A 1,840-nucleotide genomic window follows, 5' to 3' on the forward strand; every position below is an offset into this window, starting at 1 on the left:
CCCCGGCGGGGTCGGCGGGCGTCCCCCGACCGGCTTCCCGGGCCGGAGGGACGGGCAGGACGTGCAACCGGGTCTCGCGCGGAGGGATCGTCACCGCAGCAGTTTCACCGGTAGGGGCGCGAAAGCCCAAACCGGCTCGGTGTCGGCGGGTCCGCGCCTCCTCGAAACGCTCCCGTACGCCCCCCGGGCGCCCCCGAGAGGAGGAGTGGACGGAACGAACGCGGGCGCACGCCTGCGCCCGTCGGCGCGTGTGCGCGCCGACGGGCCGCCCCGGCAGCCCGCGGGGGGCACGGGGCCGGAGCGATCGCGTGGCGGTGTCGGTGTCGGTGGCGGTGGCGGTGGCGGGGTCACAGCAGCGGGGTGAGGAAGCGCCGCAACCGCTCCTCGTACCCCTCGGGGTCCACGTTCCACCCCGCGGCGTGGCCGGCGCCGGGCACGGTGTGCTCCACCACACTCTCCGGTGCGCGGGCCACCAGATCGCGGGCGGCCGAGCGCGATGCCACGCGGTCCTCGGAGCCCTGCACGACGAGCACCGGCAGCGGGCGCCCGTCGGGACGGCTCGGCGGCTCGGTGGGGCGCGGGGCGGGCAACCCGATGCCACCGCGTGCCGCCCCCCTCGCCAGGCGCACCAGCGGCCGGGGAACGCCCCTCTCCCCCGCCAACGCGCGCAGTGCCGCGGGCCAGTACAGCAGCGGGGAGTCCAGCACCAGACCGGTGATCCGATCGCGCAGCGCGGACTCCGCCGCCGTGCGCAGCGCCATGTCCGCGGAGGCGGACCAGCCGATCAGCACCACCCGACGGGCTCCGTAGCGCGCGGCGTGCCGCAGCGCGGCGTCGGCGTCGCGCCACTCCGCGGTGCCGAGGCGGTCGATCCCACCCGGCGCCGGGGGTGCCCCGGGGTCGCCGCGCAGGGTGGGCACCAGCGTGGGGAGGTGGTGACGATGGAGGAACGGCAGCAGGTTCAGCACCTGCTCCCGACCGGCACCGGGGGCGTGCAGGGCGATCACCCACAGGTCACGGTCGCCGGGAACGAACCAGGTGGGCAGGGTGCCCAACTCCGCGGGTATCTCCAGGGCGGCGTGCGGCAGCCCCAACGCGGTGCGCGGGTTCCCGGCGTGGACGGCGGGGGTCAGGCGCACCCTGGTGCCGGGAAACCGGCTCCATCGGCCGGCGGGTTCGAGGACTGCGCCGCTCCCCGGATCGGCCTCCAGCCGACGGGTGACGGTGATCGCGCCGGAACCCCCCGCCGCCTCCGACCGCACCACGTCCCCGACGGTTCCCAGTAGACGCCCCGCCCCACGGGTGCCGCCGGCGGCGACCAGGCCGTAGCGGCCCGGCAGATCGGGTCCGGCGCCCGGTCCGCCGGCGGCCGGGCCCACGAGCGTGACGGTCCCCCTCTCCGGGGCCATGGAGACGATCACCGCCTCCGGCCCGCCGAACCCGACCGGTGGCCCGCCGCTTCGCAGCGCGGTCCTGGCGGCCCGCCGGCCGACGGCTACGGCCGTCGCTCCGGCTCCCAACAGTGCGGTGGCGGCCACGGCCGCCGTTGTACGCCGACGCATGTCCCCCAGCCTGCCCGGGATGGAACAGTTGTGCACCCCGTGAACAGCACCGGGGTGACGCGGCGCCGGACCGGCCGGACGTCAGGCACGGCCCCCCGGTTGACCGTAGTCGCGCAATCGTTCGATCACCCGATCGATCTCGGCGTCCGACAACAGTGCCGGCACACGGCCCGGCACCGAGGAGGCCGCGAGCCACACGCGACACAACCACTCCAGCCGGGCGGTGCGCTCCAGGGCCCTCTCCAACGCCCGCACGACGTCGTCCCCCTCTCCGGCTC

The 1,840-nt window shown here is 76.8% G+C and carries 1 protein-coding gene and 1 pseudogene; both read right to left on the reverse strand.

Annotation, left to right across the window (positions count from 1 at the left end; translation table 11 throughout):
- Window positions 1–347: 347 nt before the first annotated feature.
- Window positions 348–1,538: an alpha/beta hydrolase gene (locus tag FNQ90_RS21780; protein WP_323380113.1), complete on the reverse strand. Its 1,191-nt coding sequence runs from the start codon at window positions 1,536–1,538 to the stop codon at window positions 348–350.
- Window positions 1,539–1,643: 105 nt separating this feature from the next.
- A pseudogene (locus tag FNQ90_RS21785) lies at window positions 1,644–1,840 on the reverse strand (hypothetical protein); the annotation flags it as partial.

This window comes from Streptomyces alkaliphilus, from assembly GCF_014141535.1.
Taxonomy (GTDB): Bacteria; Actinomycetota; Actinomycetes; order Streptomycetales; family Streptomycetaceae; genus Streptomyces; species Streptomyces alkaliphilus.